Raw genomic sequence first — 6,766 nt, 5'->3', positions numbered from 1 at the left:
AAAGTGAGTGAAATCTAATGACATCTGAATTTATATATTTTGATAATAGTGCAACGTTAGCGATCTAGTGTTGGCACGACAACGATTCGTGAAGCATCTATTTCAACAAGTGACCGAAAAGTGACCACTAGAGTAAATTGTTAAAAATATTACTCGCATTAGATTTGTCACGTTCGGTCAAGTGACTATATGTGCCAATCGTTAAATTGATGTCGCTGTGTCCAAGTTGTTCCTGGATTATTTTAATATTTACACCTTTACTAAGGGAATAAGATGCGTAAGAATGTCTTAAATTATGAAAGCTTATTTTCGGTAATTCGTATTTTTTGACAATGCGATCCCAGGCTGCGGCTGCTGATCTTGGGTTTTGCGGATATCCATTATCTCGGCAGAATAAAAAGTTAATTTCTTCTCCATCTTCCCCTATCATGGGACTCCACGCTCTACCCATTTTATTTTTGATTGTTTCTTGTTCAACTACATAACTTTTCAGTTCTTCTATGAATTTATCGGGAATGTCCACAACACGAGCTTTTTTATTTTTTGTTGACCCTAAAACCAGTTTCTTTTTTTCTTTGTCATACTGTAGGGATTTGTTGATTAAAATGGTATTCTTGTTAAAATCTATACATTCAATACGCATACCTCCTAGTTCGCCTATCCTTAAACCGGTAAGAACCGTTAATTTAATTTGGATTTTATGCCTTTTATTCACATGTTCGAGCACTTCGAATAATCGTTCTAGTTGGTATTCATCATAAAACTCTAATTCTTTATGTCTTTTTTCTACTCGAGGACGCTTCAATTCTTTCATAGGATTCTCCTTCAACAACCCCCATTCTACAGCTTTAGCAAAAATGCTTTTAAGCACAACGTATTTTTGTATGGCCATAGAAACACTATTTTCTTTCCATTTGTTTATACACTCTACTAGGTGGAAGGTTTTGATACTCGCTAACTTACGGTCTTTCAGTTCATCTAATATACCACCATCCAAGTGATATTTATAATCATTTTTTGTCGCTACAGATAAATCAATCTCCACATAATTTACCATCCAACGTTCAACAAAATTGCCAAAATTTATTTTTTCTAACTTCACCGTTTTATCTTTATTCGCCACTTCAATTTCAAATTCAGTGATCGCTTTTTTTATAGCTCGGTCAGACAATGTTTTCATACGGACAGTTTTAAAAAAGCGTAACCTTTCTCCAGTTTCTTCGTCATATCCTTTTTCAACAGTTATTTTAATACCAGGTACACCAGTTTTAGTTGGTTTTAACTCTTCGTAACTTGCCAATTTTTACACTCCTTCTATTTTCCGATACCTTATTTTACTTATATCACCTCCTAAACAGAGCGTATGTTCTTAATTAGGTTAAATTTTTTTAACACCTTTCGACATTAAGGGGATCAAAGGAGATTTTAAAGTTTTTGCGAAGCACGAATAAGCCGTGTCGATCTTTATAGTAATTTAATGAGGTTTGGAGGTAATTGGATGTGATCTCAAGGTGTTCACACACTTCTTCTAATGTAGTGTAGTCTTTTATGTAACATTCAATTAACTTATCCAAAGGAACTATCTTCTTATAGCCCCAGCGACGTGCTATTACTTCTAATTTCATATTTTGAATGTGAGACAGATCTACAATGTCACCATGTGAAGTTTCGTAGTGCCCGAACTCTTCAGCAAGAATGCCATGTTTTTCATACTTACTTCTATATTTGTCTATCCTAATTTCATTATCGAGATAAAGCCCAGCAAGTCCTCGAGGTAAATTAGTAACTTCTTTAATTTTAATATGTGGATATTGCGAGATTAAAGCTTCGTACGGCATGTAACCACCTCATTTACGTTTTGTTTTAATAAATTCGATGTACCTTCTAATCTCTTCCATTTCTTCTTCAGTTACATCTTCATCTATGTGAGCAGCAATAGTTTCAATTTTTTCTGATGGTTGTCTGTCAATTAACGAGTCTAAAGATACTTTAAATAAATCTGCGTACAAACTGGCATCATCAATGTCCGGTTTCGCTTGTCCATTTTCCCATCGGCTGATCGAACTTTTACTTATTTTAGCACCGTATCTCTTTAAAAATTCTACTGATAACTGTTCAAGTGACATTTTATTAGAAATTCTTAATTGTTTTATTTTCTCTGAAAAAGTAGTCATTTTTAAACTCCCCCGAAAAACGCTTCATTTAATATCTTAATTATAGCTTAATATATTTTTCCCGAAAATACAACACATTTTAAAAAAACTTCCCAAATATGAAATTATTAATTGACTTTTAAATTTTTGGGTGTATTATTATATTTACAACGTCCCAAATATGGGAAGTGGAGGTGAATAGGGTGAATCAGAATAAAAAACCGTTTTATAAATTCAAGGGCTACCTTGCAGAAAATGGAATCAAACAAAGAGAAATAGCTATGCGCATAGGTATGAATGAAGTAAGTTTTTCTCAAAAGATAAATAGATCCGGTAGTGTCTTCACAATCGATGAGGTGAAATTGATTTGTGATGAACTAAATATCTCTGCCGATGATTTTTTTTTAACATCACCGTTCCAAAAACGGGAAATTGGGGCGGTGTAAATAACATAAATGAAAGTGAGGTGTAATTCTTGCGAAAGATACGAGGTGTTAAGAATTTAGTCGACTATCTTAAATCCATTGATTGCCCAATAAGTGAATCAACATTGTACAGACTAGTTCGCAAAAAAGAAATACCTTTTAACAGACCGTCACCAGGAGTATTATTGTTCGACTTAAATAAAATTGATGAATGGTTATCAGGTGAAGAGAATTTAGCGTAAAAAGAAAAAAGGAGGGAATCAAATGACAACTGAACAAAAGCTAGAAATATTAGAACGTGCAATAGAAGAAGGGGCTGTAGTAGAAATTAGTTATTATGGCGCAGAGAAATTCACGAAAGAAAAAGCTTTAGAGAAAGTTGAAAAGTTAGGAACTGTACAAGAAATAGAAAGCGATGGGTCTACATGGTTAACGTCTGGTGACTACGGATTCGGAATGACCGTCTTCTACAAAAAGGCTAAAGAAGATCGCAAAAAGCAACTACTCGCTGAACTTGCTGAGTTGGAAGCTGCTGAGTAGACACAAAATATGGAGTAAAGGAGAGGGTAATGTGCTAGTTAATGAATTAATCGAGAAGCTACAAAAGCTCCCGGAATATGCGACTGTACGTGTGCTTAGAAAAGATGAAAATGAAACACATTTCTATTACAGGGGTTCTGTAGAAGAAGTTGTTTTACAACCTATAGATGATGACGACGATTATTTAGAACGCTATGTAGATATAAAGTAATTAACAGTTCGATTAAACTATCCACTTTCAGTTCTCATTCGATAGTACCACTAAGAGTACTTGCCTTAACCGGCATATTTTTTTAAGCCTGGTGCGGAAAATGTTGGACGATTTAACACATATATCAAAGGTGGTGAGCATACATGATTGTCGCTAAAGGATTGCATACTGGTGATGTTTACGCCACGGGAGAAAATAAAGCTGAATGCTTTCGAAAACTGGAAGAAGCATATCCAACGAAAATCGAAAGGAAGGTCGAGCATGGTCTGGCTAAAACATTAAACATTTATCCCGAGCCATTGAAGATTGCGAGAATAGGAGGTTAGCATAATGGATCATCCGATGATCGAACAAATTGAACGTACAGGCTACCCAACTAATGAATATCTAGAGTATGAGCGTGAACAGGAGAGGGAGGAAGACGAAGAATGACACTGAAATCTTTCAACGAATTATTTGAACTAGATTTGTCCAATGAAGTTGCTAAACGACCAGTAAAGAAAAACTCTGATTTAACTTTAGATTACTTGGAATGGGCTAATTGTATCAAATTACTTTATGAAAATGGTGCTGAAAAAGTAAGGTACGGAATGGTTAAAAACGAGAATAGCTATCCCTGTTTTTACAATCAAAATGGAGAAAGTGCATTCGTGACAGTGTGGGTAGAAGTTGACGGTGAGCGTTATGAAGAAGATTACCCTGTGGTTAATGGAATTTATCCAGTTTCTAATCCTAATCAACTAGACATAAATAAGGCAAAGCAGAGAGGTTTTGTTAAAGCAGTGGCAATCAATACTGGTTTAGGTCTAGGTTTATGGATTAAAGAAGAACATGTCATTAATAATGATAAAGAAATCCAACGTGAGTTAAGCCAAAATGAAACATCTACTTTGAACGACCAGGTAACAACGTTATTCGCCAAGGCTTTACAAAAGACAGGTGACAAAGACTCTCTTTATACAATACTACAAAGCTCTAAAGAGGAGATTCATAAATTGTACAAGTCTAATGACCATGCAGCCAAGAAAATATTGATCAGTCAGTTAGATGTGATTCTAAATGATAACAACAGTTGACGATAGGAATCAATTTATAGGTGGATCAGAAGCAAATATGATTTACATGAATTACGAGACTAATAGTTTTGTTAAGTGGTGGTCAGCGAAGCTATCTGAATCTCCGTCAGAATCATTTACCAATAAACATATGTCAGTGGGTACGATCCTAGAACATGACATTGTTGATTTATATGAATCTGTTAACGGCGTTAAAGGATTGCGAGATAGACAGAAGATAAAAGGTATCGCAAGAGCCAACACGGATTATATCATAGGCAACAAAGTTTCTGATGTTAAAGCTACAGGTAAAGCGTTTGAATGGTTTTTAAAAGAAAAGGTACCAGCTAACTACAAAAGGCAATTGATTCATTACATGTATGTATTTGAGTTATTACAAGCTTCGATTATCGCATATCAAGTGGACGAGCGTTTATTGGCAGATCCATTCAAGCCGTTAAAAAGTACAAATTTATTTGAAATACCAGTGCCGATCAAAACAAAGGAAATTATAGAACATAAGCAAAGAATTGATTACCTGGAGCATTGTAAAGAAATGAGTATTTTTCCTAAATGAAAGGAGGTGAGTCAATGGAGTTTGGGGCAATCGAAACACTCATGTTGATGTTTATCAGTTTCGGTGTCGGGAGTTTATATGTAGCAGTATTAAAGGAGGATGAAGATGAATCAATTAATCGAAACGAATCACAATGATTCTGGGGAAATTATTATCAGCGGTCGTGAATTACACAAATTTCTGGAATCGAACGAACGTTATTCGAAATGGTTTTCCAGAATGCTTACCTATGGATTTGTAGAAGGTGTCGATTTTACAAGCGGTCAAAAAAGTACGGTTGTAAATAATGGTGCTTTGAGAACTTTAGATGATCATGAACTAACAATTGATATGGCAAAAGAAATATCCATGATCCAACGCAATGAAAGAGGTGCGCAAGCTAGACGGTATTTCTTACAAGTTGAAAAAATGTGGAACAGTCCAGAAATGATTATTAAACGCGCACATGAATTTCTTGAAAAACAAGTATTAGAGCTTCAAGAAAATATTGATAGAAATAAAAGCAAGGTATTCTTTGCTGAAGCTGTAGAAGTTAGTAAAAATGCCATTCTAGTAAAAGATTTAGCAACTCTATTAAAGCAAAACGGCATTGATATTGGACAGAATAGGTTGTTTGAATGGTTAAGGAATAACGATTATCTATGTGCAGGGAAGACGATGCGGAATAAGCCCACACAACGTGCAATGGACATGAAGTTGTTTGAAATCAGCACACATTTACACTCTGGCAGCGATGGGGAGTTTTATACAAAATATACTCCTAAAGTTACTGGAAAAGGACAAGCGTACTTTATTAACAAGTTATTAAACAAAGAAAAAGTCTGATGCGCCAACATCAGACTACGAACAAAAAATAAGTTACCGAAAGTATAACACGCTTCTAAGAATTAATAAACAGGAAGTGAAAAATTATGAACGTGAAATGGATTAAATTAAGCACTCAAATGTTTGAAGACGAGAAGATCCGTCTGATTGAAAATATGCCGGAAGCTGACACTATATTAGTGTGTTGGTTCAAATTGCTTCTTATGTCTTCAAAGGATGGGAGCTTTAAAGTGAAAAACTTTGCTAATAATACTCATTCTATTGAAGAGCTGCTTTCGGTTTTATTGAAAAAAGACATCCAGTTTATTAGGGGAATGATTTCAGCACTTACTGAAGTAGGTGTAATGAAAATAGATGGTGACACTATAGAAATTAATCGGTTTTGGCGTACTAATCAAGAGTTGCGCAATTCACCGGAATATAAGCTGTGGAGAGCCGACGTTTTTGAAAGAGATAAATATACCTGTCAAATGTGTAATCAAGTAGGTGGATCGCTTAACGCCCATCACATCAAGTCGTTTGCCCGTTATGAAGCATTAAGGTTTGAAGTTAGTAACGGACAGACGTTATGCGAACCTTGCCACAGGAAAGTTCATAAAAAGGGTGAAAAGAATGGCTAAATTCAGAATGGTATATACAGAGTTTTGGAACGATCCACGAGTTGTTGAGGAAATGACGCCGGAAGATAAATACTTCTTCCTGTACCTATTAACTAATTCCAACGCAACTCAGATCGGTATCTATCAAATTACTAAGAAGCAAATGTCTTTTGATACTGGTTACTCAATAGAAAGTATTAATTCTTTGCTCGATCGGTTTGTTAAACATCATAAGATTGTCGTTTATAATCCCGAAACAAGAGAGATAGCAATTCGGAATTGGGGCAAGTATAACTTAAATCGTGGTGGTAAACCGATGATTGATTGTGTGCTTTCTGAACTAAAAGAAGTGAAGGATGAAAGTTTGATCGGTTACGTAGG

General features: G+C 35.2%; 13 protein-coding genes and 1 pseudogene. 11 read left to right on the top strand and 3 right to left on the bottom strand.

Annotated elements, in window-relative coordinates; genetic code table 11:
- Positions 1-127: 127 nt before the first annotated feature.
- The 3 genes from RUH95_RS21355 to RUH95_RS21345 all read right to left on the bottom strand — a co-directional run bounded on the left by RUH95_RS21355 (position 128) and on the right by RUH95_RS21345 (position 2,174).
- On the bottom strand, positions 128-1,300 hold the full coding sequence (locus RUH95_RS21355) for a tyrosine-type recombinase/integrase (protein ID WP_313894920.1): 1,173 nt from the start codon (positions 1,298-1,300) through the stop codon (positions 128-130).
- Between the two features lie 88 nt (positions 1,301-1,388).
- Positions 1,389-1,838, bottom strand: a complete 450-nt coding sequence (locus tag RUH95_RS21350) for an ImmA/IrrE family metallo-endopeptidase (protein ID WP_313894919.1) — start codon at positions 1,836-1,838, stop codon at positions 1,389-1,391.
- A 9-nt stretch (positions 1,839-1,847) separates the two neighbouring features.
- Entirely contained in the window at positions 1,848-2,174 is a 327-nt protein-coding gene (locus RUH95_RS21345; RefSeq protein ID WP_313894918.1) for a helix-turn-helix domain-containing protein, read from the bottom strand.
- A gap of 182 nt (positions 2,175-2,356) precedes the next feature.
- Between RUH95_RS21345 and RUH95_RS21340 the strand changes: the two genes are divergently transcribed.
- From RUH95_RS21340 to RUH95_RS21285, 11 genes and pseudogenes are all read left to right on the top strand, one after another.
- A complete protein-coding gene (locus tag RUH95_RS21340) occupies positions 2,357-2,599 on the top strand; it encodes a helix-turn-helix domain-containing protein (protein WP_313894917.1) in 243 nt (80 codons plus the stop codon).
- Between the two features lie 29 nt (positions 2,600-2,628).
- Positions 2,629-2,820, top strand: coding sequence for a helix-turn-helix transcriptional regulator (locus tag RUH95_RS21335; protein WP_313894916.1), 192 nt, complete (start codon positions 2,629-2,631; stop codon positions 2,818-2,820).
- A 22-nt stretch (positions 2,821-2,842) separates the two neighbouring features.
- Positions 2,843-3,118 carry a hypothetical protein gene (locus RUH95_RS21330; RefSeq protein ID WP_313894915.1) on the top strand — a complete coding sequence of 92 codons (276 nt, stop codon included), beginning with the start codon at positions 2,843-2,845 and terminating at the stop codon, positions 3,116-3,118.
- 31 nt (positions 3,119-3,149) lie between these two features.
- Complete coding sequence (locus tag RUH95_RS21325) at positions 3,150-3,329, top strand: hypothetical protein (protein ID WP_313894914.1); 180 nt, start codon at positions 3,150-3,152, stop codon at positions 3,327-3,329.
- Positions 3,330-3,472: 143 nt separating this feature from the next.
- A complete protein-coding gene (locus RUH95_RS21320; RefSeq protein WP_313894913.1) occupies positions 3,473-3,655 on the top strand; it encodes a hypothetical protein in 183 nt (60 codons plus the stop codon).
- Positions 3,656-3,757: 102 nt separating this feature from the next.
- On the top strand, positions 3,758-4,405 hold the full coding sequence (locus tag RUH95_RS21315) for a Sak single strand annealing protein (protein ID WP_313894912.1): 648 nt from the start codon (positions 3,758-3,760) through the stop codon (positions 4,403-4,405).
- The gene (locus RUH95_RS21310) at positions 4,389-4,961 is read left to right on the top strand and encodes a YqaJ viral recombinase family protein (RefSeq protein WP_313894911.1); all 573 of its coding nucleotides are present in this window, start codon (positions 4,389-4,391) and stop codon (positions 4,959-4,961) included. The genes RUH95_RS21315 and RUH95_RS21310 overlap by 17 nt, the downstream gene beginning before the upstream one ends.
- Positions 4,962-4,975: 14 nt before the next feature.
- Positions 4,976-5,098 (top strand): hypothetical protein, encoded by a 123-nt coding sequence (locus RUH95_RS21305; RefSeq protein WP_313894910.1) that lies wholly within the window; start codon positions 4,976-4,978, stop codon positions 5,096-5,098.
- The gene (locus RUH95_RS21300) at positions 5,067-5,786 is read left to right on the top strand and encodes a phage antirepressor KilAC domain-containing protein (RefSeq protein WP_313894909.1); all 720 of its coding nucleotides are present in this window, start codon (positions 5,067-5,069) and stop codon (positions 5,784-5,786) included. Before RUH95_RS21305 ends, RUH95_RS21300 begins: the two co-directional genes overlap by 32 nt.
- An 86-nt stretch (positions 5,787-5,872) precedes the next feature.
- Positions 5,873-6,406: a phage replisome organizer N-terminal domain-containing protein gene (locus RUH95_RS21560; protein ID WP_397469535.1), complete on the top strand. Its 534-nt coding sequence runs from the start codon at positions 5,873-5,875 to the stop codon at positions 6,404-6,406.
- Positions 6,399-6,766 (top strand): annotated as a pseudogene (locus RUH95_RS21285) (DnaD domain protein); the annotation flags it as partial. The gene RUH95_RS21560 and the pseudogene RUH95_RS21285, both read left to right, overlap by 8 nt.

This window comes from Psychrobacillus sp., assembly GCF_032154225.1.
GTDB lineage: Bacteria > Bacillota > Bacilli > Bacillales_A > Planococcaceae > Psychrobacillus.
This window is presented reverse-complemented; position numbering and strand designations above follow the sequence as displayed.